This window comes from Carboxylicivirga marina, assembly GCF_016612505.1.
Taxonomy (GTDB): domain Bacteria; phylum Bacteroidota; class Bacteroidia; order Bacteroidales; family Marinilabiliaceae; genus Carboxylicivirga; species Carboxylicivirga marina.
Map to the genome: position 1 here is coordinate 73,551 of NZ_JAENRR010000018.1, position 15,410 is coordinate 88,960.

A 15,410-nucleotide genomic window follows, 5' to 3' on the forward strand; every position below is an offset into this window, starting at 1 on the left:
ATAAAAAATAGTTCTGCACTTATCATCTGAATTTTATAATTTAGTTACACCAAACCTATAAAATTCATTCGATGAGCACCATACCGCTGAAACCCGGCATTTATTACCACATCCACAACAGAGGTAACAACAAAGAGAATATTTTTAAAGAAGACAGGAACTACCTTTTCTTTCTCACTAAAGTTAAAAAATACCTACTAGACATCTCCGATATATATGCCTACTGCCTGATGCCCAATCATTTTCATCTGGTATCAAAAATAAAAACACACGACGCATTACCATCAGAGTATCAGACAGGCAAAAAAAGGATACACCAACCATTCTCCAACCTATTTAATGCTTACACCAAAGCCATTAATAAAGCAACTGGCCGCACCGGAAGTTTGTTTCAAGAGCACTTTGGCCGTCATGTAATTAACGATGAAAAATACTTGCAGAATATTATTATATATGTGCATCTCAATGCGGTTAAACACGGATTTACTGATGATTACAGGAAGTACAAGCACTCATCATACCACAGTTTAATTAGCGAGGGGCATACGCACCTTCAGCGCCATAAGGTCATGGACTTATTTGGTGATAAGGAAAGTTTTATCTTTTGCCATCAGGCACAACAATATCATCTGACACATCATTTAAACGAAATTGAGAATGAGGACTGCTAAATGATACCGTATATTACCAAACAGGTTTCGAAAACCCGTTAGGCATAGCATGCTTCTCTAGCTTCTGCAACAACACCCACTGCAGTACGTCACCACTATACCGTACGGTACATCACCGTTATACCGCTCGGTACACTGGCAACGTACCGAGCGGTACATTGCCTATTAACCGAGCGGTTGAATAGTTGCTTCCCATAAGCAACGCTATTGGCTATATCAAATGCAATACGCAATAACAAAACTACAATTCGCAACAACACTATCTAACAGGTTTTAGAAACCTGTTAGGTAGTGTATGACGTGCATACTGTTACATATATCATCTTTTTTGCTAAATTAGTTGCGTTTATCAAGTCCCGCAGATTTAATGACCAACTTCACATTCCTCCAGGCACATCATAAAAGCCTTTCCAAAAAAATGGAAAAGGCCGAGCAGCGTGTTAATACCGAACCTGTATCAACAGCCAGCTATTGCCGCCTGGTACTGGAGGAAGTGATTCACCGCATCTACGAATACGAGTACATCGAATACCCTTACAACAAAGAGCTGGTTAACCTGATGAACAACGAGGAACTCAAACGATTGATTCCTTTTGCCCATCAAAACGGTATTCACCTGGTGCGAAAAACGGGTAATAACGCTGCGCATTATGGTCGTAAGGTCAATAACAAAGATGCTCTGCAAAGTCTTAAATACCTTTATGGCTTTTTAAAATGGTTTGCTGGAACCTACAGCCCTGAAAAGATGACCCTGCCCGGTGCTTTTGACGAAAGCCTGGTACCTAAGCTGGGAGCCGAGCAACGCAAGCTTAAAGAGCAACAGCTCGAAAACCAGAAAGAGCAGGAAGCCCTTCAGGCGCAGATAGCCCAACTACTGGCCGAGAAAGAAGCCATACTTCAGCAGGCCAAAGAAAGCGAAGCATCCCTGCATGCCTATAAACAAGAGGCCGAGCAAGCCAAAGAACTACTGCAACAGCAAAAGGATGAGCGCCGTGTAAAAGCACCATCGGAATATACCGAGGCCGAAACACGCCTGCACCTCATCGATGCCAACCTGAAAGAAGCAGGCTGGAGCGAACTGCGTGAAGGTCGCGAACTGGAATACCCAGTGAAAGGCATGCCTGTTACAAGAGATAATCCGCATGGCAATGGTTATGCCGATTACGTATTGTGGGACGATAATGGTAAACCCCTGGCCGTTATTGAAGCCAAGCGCACCTCTAAAGATATTGAAGCAGGCAAGCACCAGGCTTTTCTGTATGCCAACTGCCTGGAACAAATGCATGGACAACGCCCACTCATCTTTTTTACCAACGGTTATGAGATAAAACTCTGGAACGATACTTTCTATACCACACCACGGCTATGTTTTGGTTTCTATACCAAGGATGAACTGCAATGGAGCATCCACCAACGCAACACACGTCAGGATATCCGTAAGGCAAAAATCAACCTCAACATTGCAGGACGCCCCTACCAAACGGAAGCGATACAGCGTGTAGCGGAGTCCTTTGTAGTGGATGCCCCCAATGGCTTGATGGGCAATAAACGTGAGGCTTTATTGGTAATGGCTACCGGTAGCGGTAAAACACGAACAGCTGCTGCTCTGGTGGATGTGTTTATCAAACACAACTGGGTAAAACGCGTGCTCTTTCTGGCCGACAGAAACGCTTTGGTAACACAAGCTAAAAACAGCTTTGGCGAACATCTGAAGGAATGCACCGCCATTGATTTAACCAAGGAGAAAGAAAAAGATACCACAAGACTGGTGTTCAGCACCTACCCCACCATGATGAACTGCATCGACAATGCGCGCCAAGGCGATGAACGCTTTTATGGTGTAGGGCATTTTGATATGATTATTGTGGATGAAGCCCACCGCTCAGTCTACAATCGCTACCAGGCTATTTTCGATTATTTCGATGCGCTTATTGTTGGCTTAACAGCCACGCCAAAAGACAGCATCGACCACAATACTTTTGAACTGTTTGCTTGCAGCAACGACGACCCAACTTTCTCATATGAGCTGGATGAAGCGGTACCCACCTACCTGAAGCCTTATAAGAACATTGATGTCTCCACCGATTTTATGCGGGAAGGCATCAAATACAGTGAACTGACGGAAGACGAGAAAGCACAATACGAAGAAACCTTTCAGGATAAAGCCACCGGTTTATTCCCCGAAGAGATACAGGCCAATGCCATGAACAAATGGCTATTTAATAAAGATACGGTCAATAAGGTGCTTGATACCTTGATGCAGCATGGCTTAAAGATTGAAGGTGGTGATAAAATAGGCCGCACCATCATTTTTGCGGTTAATCAGAAGCATGCCAAATTTATTGAAGATTGTTTTACCGAACGCTACCCCCACCTGCCAGCAGGATTTATCAGCACGGTGCATAACAAAGTGAGTCATGCACAAAGCCTCATTGAGGCCTTTTGTGACCAGCACAAAGAAAACCTGCCACAAATAGCGGTATCGGTAGATATGATGGATACAGGTATTGATGCACCACGTGTACTCAACCTTATTTTCTTTAAAGTGGTGCGTTCCTATGCTAAATTCTGGCAAATGATAGGCCGCGGCACACGCCTCTGCCCCGATGTGTTTGGTCCGGGAGAAGACAAGGAACACTTCCTAATTTTTGATGTGTGCCAGAACTTCGAATTTTTTGAACTGAATAAAAAAGGTGTTGATACTAACCTGGCCAAGCCCATTACACAGCAGATATTTGAAGCTCGCCTGCAAGTGTCACGACTACTGGCCGAAACAGGAGAAATGGAAAATGTAGAGTTAGCCACTAGCTTGCTCAACACCTTGCACCAGTCCATTGTAACCCTTAATAGGGAACGCTTCCAAGTAAAGATGAATCTGCGCTACGTAGAAGAGTTTGAAGAGCGAAAGCGCTGGAATAATCTGAGTGCAGATGATGTACACCAAATTGAAGAGTACTTGTCTGCTTTACCTATTCCTGAGAGCATCAATGAAACAGCACGGCGCTTCGACCTGATGATGCTGAAACTGCAACTGGCCAACCTGCTAATGCTCAACTCAGAGAAAGGTTATCACGAAAACCTGGTGGAAATAGCCAATCAATTAAGTAAAGTGTATACCGTTCCACAGGTATTACGTTCCAAGCCGCTTATCGAGCAAATGAAAGACCCGGATTTCTATCAAAAGCTTTCGCAAAAGCGCATGGAAGAAATACGCGAAGAGATACGCGAGCTCGTTTGCTACATCGATCGTAAAAAGCAAACCTCCTTCTACACCAACCTGGAAGATTCAGAAGTAATACTTGGCGCCGCCGAGCCTTATGTGCCATCACATAACCGTAGCATTTATAAAGAGCGGGTTGAGCGCTTTATCCGAGAAAACAAGCACCAGCTAACCATCACTAAGCTGTCTGGCAATATCCCAATTACTAATGATGAACTCTCTCTTTTGGAGAAGATATTATTCGACGGCCAGGAAAGAGGCTCTAAAGAAGACTTTGCTACTGTTTTTGGCGAACAGCCTCTCGGTACTTTTATCCGAAGCATTATAGGCTTAGATTCAGCAGCCGCTCAAGATGCTTTTAGCGAGTTTCTGCAAGTGGGTAAGCTGCAAGCCGATCAAATGACTTTCATCCAGAACATCATTACCTACCTCACTAAAAACGGCACTATCGACAAACGCATGCTTTTTCAGCCACCATTTACCGACATGAATGACCAAGGCCTATTTGGTGTCTTTGATGATGCTGAGGCTGGCAGAATCATCCATATCATCGATGAAATCAATGAGAATGCGGTGGTTGGGTAAATGACAATAACCACTCGCTACAACAATAATAACCCGAGTTCGATTAAAATTAAACAGCACAGATTTTATTAAATGACTGATATACAATATAAATTTTTGAAGCATAGCGAGCTATGATGATGGAATTTAGAGAAGTAGATCAGTTATTGAATGAAAAGCCTGACTTTCCACTTGCAAACAACTGTTTTCTTCGTCATATTTGCTTACCATAGCCCGCTATGCCTTCGCAAAGATTCCTTGAAACCAATTACTTACAAGCGGCCTGAGCTATTAATTTTATGTCGAACTCGGGTTAATAGTATATCACGATTCTCCAAAGTGAGTTTACTCTCAAGGGCACTGCTTATACACATTAGCCGAAAACAATTCCTGTAATTATTTGTTTACAAACTGCACTTAACTTTTAAAATTCAAGACATTAACACGCCTTAACTATGCAGCATCTGGTAATTCTTGATATTTAAATCTATATTTTATAACCATAAACTATAATCTCATGAACACAAAATTCTCTTATTTATTGACATTGCTAGTCGTATTTTCAATTAACAGTGCACTTGCTCAATTCACAATCTTTTCAGGGCCTCTACATGGTTCCTATAACAAATTTGCTGATGACATAGTTAAAATAGTTGGCGAAAAGGAAGGTATTGAATTAATTAATCAACCAACTCACGGCAGTGCTGCCAACTTCAGGTATTTAATTGATCCTGATAACGAAGCTAAAATGGTTTTTATCCAGTCTGATTATTTTAGCCTAATGCAAGCGCAAGACCTGGTTTATAACACTCATAAAACAGGCGCATTAAAAATTGTAATGCCATTGGCCAAAGAGCAAATTCATATTTTCACTAAGAAAAGTACTGGAATTAAAACACTTGAGGATCTAAAAGACAAACGCCTGGCAGTAGGCACTGATGATCAAAGCTCATCTTTCACTGCTGAAATCATTAGGAAACGCTCTAAAGTTGAATGGTTTACGAACAAAGTAAATTACGACCAAATGTTAAAACGTATCGCTAGTGGAAATGTTGAAGCTGGTATTATGGTTGGTAGTTCTCCACTCGAAATGCTCCAAATCAACCCTCAGGTTATGGTTGACGGATTAGTTTTATTACAACTTCGAGACTTTAACGGTTGGGCCAAAAGTTATGAAAACGACGTAATTAAAGCAGGCGAATACGAATGGCTTGAAAAAGATATCGACACCTTTTCATTAAGAACTTTATTGATTGTGAATGAGGACAAGCTAACGGAAGAAGATAAAAAGGTGGTTGAGGCCATTGAGGCAGGAATAGCCAAAAACATCGCTATCTTACAAAAGGAAGGTCATCCAAAGTGGTCAACTGTTGAAATTGAAAGTGGTGCTTCAGTAGCTCCGGCAGCAAAGTAGATATTTTAAACATTCGCGGTTGACAAACAATAGTATTGCAACCAAAGACATATAAAATAAAACCCGTTATTAAAACATTTGTAATAACGGGTTTTTTATATCCAACTCACTTAGTTATTTTTGAACTTATAACTAACCCCAAACATAAAGAAATGAATTGCCCACGTTGCCAGGAACAATTGTTTATTTCTCATATTAACGATTGCAAAACATCCATTGAAATTGATACTTGCCCAAATTGCAAGGGCATATGGTTTGATAAAAATGAGTTATCGCAAATTGACGATATAATTGAGCCTACTTTTATTGAAATAAGGCACATTCCAAACAAAGATGTGCAAATGGAGACCTTACATTGTCCATCCTGTAACAATTCTCCCCGTTTACAAAAAGCCATTCATCCACGCGATAGCAAAGTCATTATTGATTACTGCCCCTATTGCCATGGTATTTGGCTCGACAAAGGTGAATTAGAGGCTATTCAAAAAGAAACCTGGATAGTAACACTGGGTAAAATTGCCAAACGACTTGTTTTAGCTTCACGATAGCTATTTATTTTTCCCTCATTTTGGCAAATCAACCTCTCAATGGGCTGAACATTATTATATTCATGATAGCCGAACAGTTTTAAATGATTAACATACAGTATGCTATTTGATAAGATGAGGGCTTTTATTTACTTTCATCCTTAACAAACCTTACTATATGCGACATTTACTAGTCATACTTCTGAATATTACTCTTCTTTCAGGCTATATCAAAGCTCAAGAAACCCCTCACCACATAAGCAATACAGCCATATATGATTTCATTGATGAATTGGCCAATAAAGGTATTATCGAAGTAAATTCGGCCATTAAACCTTACTCTCGACTAACCATTGCGCAGGCACTCAAAAAAGCCAATGAACATCCATCATTAACCAAACGCCAACAGCAAGAAGTATCCTTTTACCTGAAAGATTTTAATAAAGAATTAACTATTGGAAAAGATTTCGACAAACGTTTTGATGTTCTTTACCATAGTGACTCACTTTTTAAAGTTACGATAAACCCTATTTTAGGCGGGCAGTTTTTTAATAACGCCCAATCAACAGAATATCATCGATGGGGCGGTGCCGAATTCTATGGAAGCATTGGTAAACATGTTGGCATCTACGGAAGCTTGAGAGATAATCACGAATCACGTTATTTAGGTGGTAGCCAATATATATCAAAGCGTCCAGGAGCAGTTTATAAAGGCGATGGTGATGCGAAAGATTATTCAGAAACACGCGGGGGCATCACTTACTCATGGAATTGGGGGAGCATTGGACTCCATAAAGACCATATTGCCTGGGGGAATGGCTACAGCGAAGCCAGCATAATTACTGGCAAAGCACCTTCTTATGGCTACATCTCATTTTCAATGACTCCAACAAAATGGCTGGAATTTAACTACATGCACGGATGGTTAGTAAGTGAGGTGGTTGATTCATCGCGCACCTATCTGGTATATGGAGGCGATCGTGAAGTGTATGCCAATAAATTTATATCGTCTAACATGTTCACCATAAAACCAATGAAGAAATTATACATTTCATTTGGCAACTCAATTATTTACGGCGATACCGATTTCAACCCCACATTTATGGTTCCTTTTTTATTTTATAAATCGGCCGATCACACCTATAATTCTTGGGATAACTGGGTGGGCCATAATGCCCAAATGTATCTCGATATTAGCAGTCGACAGATTAAAAACCTACACCTCTATACTTCAGTTTTTATTGATGAAATAGCCTTAGGGCGAATGTTTGACAAAGAAGAACAATCAAATCATATTGCATTTAAAGTAGGAGCAAAAGTTAATGACTTACTGCCCAACACTTCATTTACTGCCGAATATACACGTGTAAGGCCCATGACGTATGAAAATTTTGTTCCATCAATAACTTTTAAGAGCAATAGTTTTATGCTAGGCAGTTATATGCGAGACAATGCTGAAGAGTTATATCTGGCTGTTGGCTTTAAACCCATACTCGGGGTCGATATTATCGCCAACTATACCTGGATGCAAAAAGGGAAAGATTACATGAAAATACTCAACGATGGAGAAATTGAAGAACATCCCGAAATAAATCCAGAGCACGAACGCAGAGGCTTACCCTTTATCAATGAGTTAAGATATAAAAATCAAAGCCTCACACTAAAAGCCTCCTATCAAGTTGTTAATGATGCTTTTATATTTATTGAGGCAACCAAAAATGAATTCTCAGGATCTGACAAAGAGTTATACACTAACCCATTTTATCTGGAGGGTGATAACATCCTGTCCTTCGGGATGAACTTCGGATTCTGATATTTTTCCTAATTTAACGGCTCGAAAAAGGCAATATGGAACAAATCAGAATGGTAGATCTTCAGGCGCAGTATAATCGACTAAAGCCTGAAATAGATAGTGAGATAGCCAAAGTCATTGAGCAGTCAGCATTTATAAATGGTCCGGCTGTAAAAACTTTTCAGAGTAAGCTTGAGAAGTACCTAAATGTTAAACATGTTATACCTTGTGCCAATGGCACCGACGCTTTGCAAGTGGCTTTAATGGCTCTTGGCCTAAAAGAGGGCGACGAAATTATCACATCAACATTTACGTTTATTGCCACTGTTGAAGTCATTGCATTACTCAAACTTACTCCTGTATTGGTTGATGTAGATTTGGATACATTTATGCTAATTCCTGAGCAAGTTGAAGCAGCTATCACTGATAAAACAAAAGCTATCATACCCGTTCATTTGTTTGGACAAGGTGCCGACATGAACCAGTTAATGTCTATTGCTGATAAACACCAACTTAAAATAGTTGAAGATGCAGCACAGGCCATTGGCAGCAACTACCAGTTTAACAATCAAATCCAAAAACTAGGAACCATTGGCGATGTAGGATGCACTTCTTTTTTCCCGTCTAAAAATCTGGGATGCTTTGGCGATGGAGGTGCCTGTTTTACTAACAATGATGAGCTGGCGGCGCAAATGCGTATGATTATAAATCATGGTTCTGAGAAAAAATATTTTCATAAAATAATTGGCATCAATTCTCGCCTGGACACGGTACAGGCAGCTATTCTGAATGTAAAGCTTAAAGAACTTAATGATTTCAATACCCGACGTCGTAGGGCAGCCGATTTTTATGATGGTGCATTAAAAGACCATCCGGAAATAATAATTCCGGCTCGTACACAAATTTGCACACACACTTTCCATCAATACACACTACGTATTAAAAATGGGAAACGTGATGATTTACAGGCTCATTTAAAAGACCAGGGTATTCCGTCAATGGTATACTATCCTGTACCATTACACCAACAGGAAGCTTTTGAACAATTTTTGAAAAAAACACCTAACTTGCCTAATGCCGTTTTATTAAGTAAAGAGGTATTATCTTTGCCAATGCACACTGAATTAACCAACGAAAAATTAACATTTATAACCGATGCCATCTTGGCTTTTTTTGAATAAACCATATGGATGATCAAAACTATTTTGTTCATGAAACCGCTGTTGTTGACAACAACTGCATAATACATAAAGGTGTTAAAATCTGGCACTTCTCGCATATTATGACCGGTTGTGAATTAGGTGAAAATTGTAATTTAGGACAGAATGTAGTGATTTCTCCAGATGTGAAGCTTGGTAAAAACGTAAAGGTTCAAAACAATGTTTCTATTTACACAGGCGTTATATGCGAAGATGATGTTTTCCTTGGCCCCTCAATGGTATTTACCAATGTAACCAACCCTAGAAGCGCAGTTAACAGACGGGGACAATACGCCAAAACAATTGTGAAAAAAGGAGCCACCATTGGCGCTAATGCAACAATTGTTTGCGGACACGACATTGGTGAATATGCCTTTATTGGAGCTGGTGCTGTAGTTACCAAAAGCATCCTTCCGTATGCATTAGTTGTTGGGAACCCTTCGAAACAAATAGGCTGGATGAGTGAATTTGGTCATCGGCTAGAGTTTGATACTAATGGGATTGCTTTGTGCCCCGAAAGCAAAGAGAAATACAAATTAGAGAACAATACAGTAGCGAAGATAATAGAATAGATGGTTTCAAAATCGAAAATACAATTTGCAATAATTGGTCTGGGGCACATTGGTAAGCGCCACGCCGAAATGATTAAACGTAACAATGATGCTGAACTGGTAGCTGTTTGCGATATTAAATCGGCAGTCGATCTATCGTGGAATGAAACCATTCCTTTTTACAGTGAATTAGCTGAGTTACTAAAAAATCATCCCGAAATTGATGTTGTTAATATCTGCACACCTAATGGTCTGCATGCCAATCAGGCAATTGAAGCACTAGAGGCCCGAAAGAATGTTGTTGTTGAAAAACCAATGGCATTAAATAAGGCAGATGCTGAAAAAGTCATCTTCAAAGCATTGCAAATGTCGCGTCAGGTATTTGCCGTCATGCAAAATCGTTACTCTCCGCCAAGTGTATGGCTCAAGCAAGTCATAGACGAGGAATTACTGGGCGACATATTCATGGTACAGCTTAACTGCTATTGGAACCGTGATGATCGTTACTACAAAAAAGGAGGCTGGCACGGAGATAAAGAGCTGGATGGTGGAACGTTATTCACACAGTTTTCTCACTTTGTAGATATCATGTACTGGTTATTTGGCGACATCACCAACATAAAAGGAAACTTTAAGGATTTCAACCATAAACACTCAACCGATTTTGAAGACAGTGGCTTTGTTTCCTTTGATTTTGTAAACGGGGGCATGGGAGCTCTTAATTACAGCACATCTATTTGGAATAAGAACCTGGAAAGCAGCATCACTATTATTGGCAGCAAAGGAACTGTAAAAGTTTCAGGACAATATATGAACGAAGTTGCAGAGTGTAATATTGAAAATTATACCATGCCACAACTTGAGCCATCAAACCCGCCCAATGATTATGGTCCATACAAGGGTTCTGCCGCCAACCATCATTTTGTGATAGACAATGTGGTAAATGTACTTAAAGGCGATGGCAGCATTACCACTAATGCACTTGAAGGACTTAAGGTAGTAGAAATGATTGAACGAATTTACAAACACAAACCTTCTGAATTATAAAAGACTCGACTATGTTAAAAGAATTACTTGCCAAGGAGAAGAAGTTATCGGTTATAGGGCTGGGATATGTTGGTTTGCCAATTGCATTAGAATTTGCCCGAAAAATGTCAGTGATAGGTTTTGACATTAAAGAAGACCGTGTTGAATTGATGCGACAAGGCATCGACCCTAGTAATGAGTTGGAAGCTGAAGCTTTTGATGGTTGCGATATCGTTTACACAAGTAATGCAGCCGACTTAAAGGAAGCCAACTTTCATGTAGTAGCTGTACCAACTCCCATCAACAATCACAATTTACCAGACTTAAGACCTCTTCTTGGGGCAACACGTGCAGTTGGTAAAGCATTAAAAAAGGGGGACTATGTTGTATTTGAATCTACAGTATACCCAGGCTGTACCGAAGATGATTGTGTACCTATTCTTGAAGAAGAATCTGGTTTAAAGTTTAATATTGACTTTAAAGTTGGTTTCAGTCCTGAGCGCATCAACCCAGGTGATAAAGAACATACCTTAACCAAGATTTTAAAAATTGTTTCAGGTAGCGACGATGAATCAGCTCAGGTTATTGAAGATATATACGCAAGTATTATTACAGCAGGCATTCATAAAGCCAGCTCAATAAAAGTAGCTGAGGCTGCCAAAATAATTGAAAATACTCAACGCGATGTAAACATTGCCTTGATGAATGAGCTTTCATTAATTTTCGATCGCATGGACATCAATACTTTTGAAGTGTTGGAGGCTGCCGGAACCAAATGGAATTTCCTACGTTTCTTCCCCGGCTTAGTGGGAGGTCACTGTATTGGTGTTGATCCTTATTACCTCACTTACAAAGCCAATGAACTCGGTTATCATTCTAAAATAATTACCGGCGGACGGTTTATTAACGATTCAATGGGCGGCTATGTGGCCAAAACTGTTGTTAAGAAGATGATTTCGAATGGTAATAAAATCAATGGAGCAAAAGTATTGATAATGGGTGCTACTTTTAAAGAAAACGTGAGTGACATCCGTAATTCAAAGGTTGCTGATGTGGTTAATGAACTTAAATCATTTAGTATACATGTTGATGTTGTTGACCCACACGCTTCATCTGATGAATTAATGCATGAATATGGTTACGACCTAATCGATGAAATTAAAGAAAAATACAACTCGGTTATTGTTGCCGTTAACCATGATGAGTATGCTCAATTGGATGAAGATTATTTTAAATCAATAATGGTTGACGAAGGTGTTTTTGTGGATGTCAAGGGTATCTTTAGAGATAAAATAAAAGAACTGACATACTGGAGTTTATAGTATTGAGAAAGTAATAAGCATAAAAAAACGGTGTATCTGGAAAATATCTGATACACCGTTTATTCGTTCTGTAAACCTATTCTGTTGGTCTACCTGGTCACTTTCATCATTACTTGTCAAATTCATAACTGTACTCTTTACCGCCTGAAACTAATGAAACCTGATATTCACCTGAAGGAAGATTTGTTAAATCAAACATTCCAGAGTAAGTACTCTTTGTAGGTAAACTCGAGTTATACAGCTCAGTTCCAAACTTATCATCAATAGTAATACTTAATGCAGCATTATCAAAGTTCATGTGACTCACATAAAGCTTATCTTCTGCTACTCTAAAAAAAGCTTTTAACATTTCACTTTTTTCAATAGTTCCTTCAGTTTTAACCAACTCGTGGTTTTTAACTGTAAATTTCTCTCGTGACGATTCACTTTTGCTTGTCAAATGAATTGTGTAGTCACCATCCTCAAGTGAAGTTAAATCAAATAACTTCTGAAACGAAGTGGCTCCACTAATTCGCGAACTAGAATAAAGCTCATCTCCACTTGCATCAAAAATCTTTACTCGGTAGTTTTCAGACGCATCATAGCGAGCTGTAATTACCGCATAATCAGTTTTTAAATACGAGTTGATAAAAATCTTTCCTTTTGCAAAAGCTCCCGCGGGCAATAACGCCAATAAGGCAATCGGCAAAATCCTCCTAAATACATTTACTTTTTTCATAGTAAAACAATTTTAAATAGTTAATAATTTTAATTGACCCCCTCTTTGTTGTGGGGTACGATGCAAATGTAGAATGTTTTTTTTAATTCATAAGTAAATTTTAAGGGGTATTTTTGTTAAATAATCAAAAAGAACACTTTATGCATATCTTTTTAGGGGGTCTGCGAGTGAAAAATAATTTTTTTAGCATTTTTACTCATAAATGATGGGGGTTAAAAAATATTATTCAGTTTTTAGTCTTGATTTATAGAAATAATCGCAAATTAATACTCCAAAGTCGTTTTTTCAGAATATTGATATTGTGGGAATGCATTGTAAAAAGTGTAAAAAAAATCGTTTGTTCATTAAGAAAGTGTTAAAAACACATAAACATCTTGTATTTTAATGTCTATTTGAAATCACATTTACCTTATACGTTTCGAATTATTACATTTTGTTATTAGCATTATTCGGTTTGTTGGCTGAAAAAACAACAGGCATATAACGAACTCCTCCATTTTTAACTCGTTTAATGTATATTAGTGTATGCCATATCAAAAAGACTATATATTACGAATGATGGAAATGATGGCTGAGATGATTGCCCTTTTTCTTGGCTTACTTAAAAAAGGTGATTTACAACAGGCCAGCAAGCGACTAAACAATACCTATCGTGATTTCCTCAAACAGGATGCTGCCTTCTTTAATAAACTACCAAAAGAAGAATTGACACATAGTTTATTGGAGAAGCATCATTACACTCAGGAACACTTAAAAGTTTTGGCCGAACTCTTTTATGCCGAGGGAGAACTTCTGATAAAGCAGAATAATTCAGATAAAGCAATAGAGGTATTCAAAAAGTCTTTATACATCACAAAGTTCGTCGAAAAAGAAAATGCCACATTTTCGCTAACATCCAATAAAAGAACATTGACTATTAAAAATACAATAGCCTTTTTATCTTCTAAAAAGCATTAATCGATATAATCCCGCTTTCATCCACATAAATAAAACATCTGTCTATCAAGAAAAGCATCAGGGTATTTAATCTATAAATTTATAGGTAGAAACAAATACCCACAAAATGGACAGACGGAAATTTATCACCAAAACAGGCCAATCATTAGCCCTGCTAAATGTGGCTGGCCTTGCCAGTGCATCGCCAATTAAAACTGCTAATCACAGCGATATTGCACCAGAAAACATCATTTACCGAACACTTGGTCGAACAGGCCTAAAAGTAACTGTTGTAAGCATGGGCGTAATGAACGCAAGCATTCCCGGATTAATTGTTCGTTCATACGATAAGGGTGTGAGGCTATTTGATACGGCCTGGTACTATCAAAATGGCATGAATGAAAAGATGCTTGGCGAAGCGTTGGACAAAAACCAATTGCGAAACGATGTTAACATTGTGACCAAAATATATTTAAAAGAGACTGAGCGAGATCTATACCAACCCGAAATAAAACAGTTGTTTATCGAACGATTTGAAGAAAGTCTGCATCGCCTAAAAACCGACTACAGATACTTTTTGGCAAGCCAATATTACATTAAGATAAGAGCTTTAAAAGTAACACCCGAAAGCACAAAAGCAATGACACAAATAAGCAATCAACTTGCTGAGCAATTAAATAATAAGACCACATTTCCCAATGAATTCAGGCACTTCCCTTTAAAAGGAAAAATGGTTCTGTATGGGTTAGAGTGGGTAAGCCCAAGAATTACCCTATGGCCTTGGCTGGTGAGCCATAAAACAAGGTTGTATATGACGTTTAAGAATCGTTTTTTGTTCGAGCGAAGTGAGTTTAAACGATTCCAGTCATTCAACCGTAGTTTTATGAGCTTAAGCAGGCTTAGCCAAAGATTTTTTTGCTTGCGTTTTTTCATCTTTGAAAAAATGAAGTCGGGGTTTGGGGTTGAAAACCCCAGAATGATATTAAGAGTATTACCCACTAAATATCATATTGAGCCGGAAAAATTAAATTCAGTGAGAAATATTTTAACGAAAATATTTTAGGATACCCATTCCTCAGGCATTCGTTTGAAGTCAGTTATCAGCTTAACGATCAGAAATACACATTATTTCTACTTAAAGGCAATGATGAAACAGATGCCCAAGACATGCTGGAAGCTTATATAGCCGAAACAAAATCGGAGATAAAGCCGGCAGATGCCCTTTTCATAAACATAAATGACAGATATACAGGAGTTGGTAGCTATTGAAAAAACGCAATGCAGTTAATGTTTAAACGTATCAAAAAATATGACATGACATTTGAGGAATAGGAAATTATTAAAGCAGCGTAATTGAAAGAATTGAGAATTAATATTATGAATTTGAAAATTTGTGACAACTCAGGTTCTCCAAAGCGCTTTTTCAAAATCATAATTTTTTCACGAGAGTGTGAATAAAATTACACCTAT

13 protein-coding genes are annotated in these 15,410 nt (G+C 38.7%); 11 read left to right on the forward strand and 2 right to left on the reverse strand.

All coding sequences use genetic code 11. The features are described from left to right. The first annotated feature begins 71 nt into the window (after positions 1–71). The 9 genes from JIV24_RS09695 (at position 72) to JIV24_RS09735 (ending at position 12,286) form a co-directional block, all read left to right on the forward strand. A complete protein-coding gene (locus tag JIV24_RS09695) occupies positions 72–671 on the forward strand; it encodes a transposase (protein ID WP_200464829.1) in 600 nt (199 codons plus the stop codon). A 418-nt stretch (positions 672–1,089) separates the two neighbouring features. Then, entirely contained in the window at positions 1,090–4,476 is a 3,387-nt protein-coding gene (locus tag JIV24_RS09700; RefSeq protein ID WP_200464830.1) for a DEAD/DEAH box helicase family protein, read from the forward strand. Positions 4,477–4,972: 496 nt separating this feature from the next. Next, entirely contained in the window at positions 4,973–5,869 is an 897-nt protein-coding gene (locus JIV24_RS09705; protein WP_200464831.1) for a TAXI family TRAP transporter solute-binding subunit, read from the forward strand. A gap of 152 nt (positions 5,870–6,021) precedes the next feature. Then, positions 6,022–6,417 (forward strand): TFIIB-type zinc ribbon-containing protein, encoded by a 396-nt coding sequence (locus JIV24_RS09710; RefSeq protein ID WP_200464832.1) that lies wholly within the window; start codon positions 6,022–6,024, stop codon positions 6,415–6,417. A gap of 157 nt (positions 6,418–6,574) precedes the next feature. Further along, the gene (locus JIV24_RS09715; protein WP_200464833.1) at positions 6,575–8,209 is read left to right on the forward strand and encodes a hypothetical protein; all 1,635 of its coding nucleotides are present in this window, start codon (positions 6,575–6,577) and stop codon (positions 8,207–8,209) included. A 35-nt stretch (positions 8,210–8,244) separates the two neighbouring features. Further along, positions 8,245–9,369, forward strand: coding sequence for a DegT/DnrJ/EryC1/StrS family aminotransferase (locus JIV24_RS09720; protein ID WP_234445774.1), 1,125 nt, complete (start codon positions 8,245–8,247; stop codon positions 9,367–9,369). A 5-nt stretch (positions 9,370–9,374) separates the two neighbouring features. Next, positions 9,375–9,959: an acyltransferase gene (locus JIV24_RS09725; RefSeq protein WP_200464834.1), complete on the forward strand. Its 585-nt coding sequence runs from the start codon at positions 9,375–9,377 to the stop codon at positions 9,957–9,959. Then, the gene (locus JIV24_RS09730) at positions 9,960–10,985 is read left to right on the forward strand and encodes a Gfo/Idh/MocA family protein (RefSeq protein WP_200464835.1); all 1,026 of its coding nucleotides are present in this window, start codon (positions 9,960–9,962) and stop codon (positions 10,983–10,985) included. A gap of 11 nt (positions 10,986–10,996) precedes the next feature. Continuing rightward, on the forward strand, positions 10,997–12,286 hold the full coding sequence (locus tag JIV24_RS09735; protein WP_200464836.1) for a nucleotide sugar dehydrogenase: 1,290 nt from the start codon (positions 10,997–10,999) through the stop codon (positions 12,284–12,286). Here the strand turns inward: JIV24_RS09735 and JIV24_RS22640 are convergent. Continuing rightward, positions 12,281–12,412, reverse strand: coding sequence for a hypothetical protein (locus JIV24_RS22640; RefSeq protein ID WP_262896396.1), 132 nt, complete (start codon positions 12,410–12,412; stop codon positions 12,281–12,283). The two genes, JIV24_RS09735 and JIV24_RS22640, sit on opposite strands and share 6 nt — an antisense overlap. Continuing rightward, positions 12,396–13,004 carry a DUF3244 domain-containing protein gene (locus tag JIV24_RS09740; RefSeq protein WP_200464837.1) on the reverse strand — a complete coding sequence of 203 codons (609 nt, stop codon included), beginning with the start codon at positions 13,002–13,004 and terminating at the stop codon, positions 12,396–12,398. Before JIV24_RS09740 ends, JIV24_RS22640 begins: the two co-directional genes overlap by 17 nt. 525 nt (positions 13,005–13,529) lie before the next feature. On the opposite strand from JIV24_RS09740, the gene JIV24_RS09745 reads away from it, so the two are divergent. Together JIV24_RS09745 and JIV24_RS09750 are read left to right on the forward strand one after the other, a co-directional pair. Continuing rightward, positions 13,530–13,961 carry a hypothetical protein gene (locus tag JIV24_RS09745; protein ID WP_200464838.1) on the forward strand — a complete coding sequence of 144 codons (432 nt, stop codon included), beginning with the start codon at positions 13,530–13,532 and terminating at the stop codon, positions 13,959–13,961. A 106-nt stretch (positions 13,962–14,067) separates the two neighbouring features. Further along, entirely contained in the window at positions 14,068–15,003 is a 936-nt protein-coding gene (locus JIV24_RS09750; RefSeq protein WP_200464839.1) for an aldo/keto reductase, read from the forward strand. The last annotated feature ends 407 nt before the right edge of the window (positions 15,004–15,410 follow it).

Bases quoted from the DNA above. Each gene is read 5' to 3' on its own strand.
- JIV24_RS09705 (WP_200464831.1), top strand. From the start codon at position 4,973: ATGAACACAAAATTCTCTTATTTATTGACATTGCTAGTCGTATTTTCA.
- JIV24_RS09700 (WP_200464830.1), top strand. From the start codon at position 1,090: ATGGAAAAGGCCGAGCAGCGTGTTAATACCGAACCTGTATCAACAGCC.
- JIV24_RS09710 (WP_200464832.1), top strand. From the start codon at position 6,022: ATGAATTGCCCACGTTGCCAGGAACAATTGTTTATTTCTCATATTAAC.
- JIV24_RS09735 (WP_200464836.1), top strand. From the start codon at position 10,997: ATGTTAAAAGAATTACTTGCCAAGGAGAAGAAGTTATCGGTTATAGGG.
- JIV24_RS09725 (WP_200464834.1), top strand. From the start codon at position 9,375: ATGGATGATCAAAACTATTTTGTTCATGAAACCGCTGTTGTTGACAAC.
- JIV24_RS09720 (WP_234445774.1), top strand. From the start codon at position 8,245: ATGGAACAAATCAGAATGGTAGATCTTCAGGCGCAGTATAATCGACTA.
- JIV24_RS09740 (WP_200464837.1), bottom strand. From the start codon at position 13,004: ATGAAAAAAGTAAATGTATTTAGGAGGATTTTGCCGATTGCCTTATTG.
- JIV24_RS22640 (WP_262896396.1), bottom strand. From the start codon at position 12,412: ATGAATTTGACAAGTAATGATGAAAGTGACCAGGTAGACCAACAGAAT.
- JIV24_RS09750 (WP_200464839.1), top strand. From the start codon at position 14,068: ATGGACAGACGGAAATTTATCACCAAAACAGGCCAATCATTAGCCCTG.
- JIV24_RS09715 (WP_200464833.1), top strand. From the start codon at position 6,575: ATGCGACATTTACTAGTCATACTTCTGAATATTACTCTTCTTTCAGGC.
- JIV24_RS09695 (WP_200464829.1), top strand. From the start codon at position 72: ATGAGCACCATACCGCTGAAACCCGGCATTTATTACCACATCCACAAC.
- JIV24_RS09745 (WP_200464838.1), top strand. From the start codon at position 13,530: ATGCCATATCAAAAAGACTATATATTACGAATGATGGAAATGATGGCT.
- JIV24_RS09730 (WP_200464835.1), top strand. From the start codon at position 9,960: ATGGTTTCAAAATCGAAAATACAATTTGCAATAATTGGTCTGGGGCAC.